Genomic DNA, 640 nt, shown 5'->3' with positions numbered 1-640 from the left:
AAATCGAGTACAACAGCCAGATAAGCCCAGCGTTTTCCCGTCCAGATATAAGTCACATCACCGCACCAGGCCTGATTAGGCTCGGTAACAGCAAACTGGCGATCCAGATAATTAGGGATCTCAATGTGTTCCTTAGACGCCTTCTTATAACGATGGCCAGGTTGCTGACAGCTGATAATATTGAGCGCTTTCATCAGCTTTGTTGCCCGCCAGCGGCTCAGTTTTATACCTTTGGTGGTGACCATCGCGGCAATACTTCGCACTCCTGCTGAGCCGTTACTTTCGCGATAAACTTCACGCACAAGGCTCAGTAATGCCACTCTCGTGGCGTCAGGCTTTCTGGGCTGCCGCCAGTATTTATAACTGCTGCGATGAACCCCAAACACGTTGCACACAACGGCAACAGGAAACCGCGCCCTGAGTTTCTCAACTAATGAGAATTGTTCAGGGAGTCTGACATCAATAGCGCGGTAGCCTTTTTTAATATATCTCTTTCCATTTCAACGCGTTGAAATCTTTTCTTCAACTCACGTATCTCAATCTGCTCAGGTGTCATGGGTGAAGCTATGGGTGATTTTCCCGCTCGCTCTTCTTTCAGTTGTCGAACTTATCCATCGTGGATTTGCCGACATTCATCGCA

1 pseudogene is annotated in these 640 nt (G+C 48.1%); it reads right to left on the bottom strand.

Features of this window, described 5'->3' with window-relative positions:
• A pseudogene (locus tag Q2T71_RS23290) lies at positions 1-607 on the bottom strand (IS3 family transposase); the annotation flags it as partial.
• Positions 608-640 lie beyond the last annotated feature (33 nt).

It is taken from the genome of Yersinia sp. 1652 StPb PI (assembly GCF_041538345.1).
GTDB classification, from domain to species: Bacteria; Pseudomonadota; Gammaproteobacteria; order Enterobacterales; family Enterobacteriaceae; genus Yersinia; species Yersinia enterocolitica_E.
This window is presented reverse-complemented; position numbering and strand designations above follow the sequence as displayed.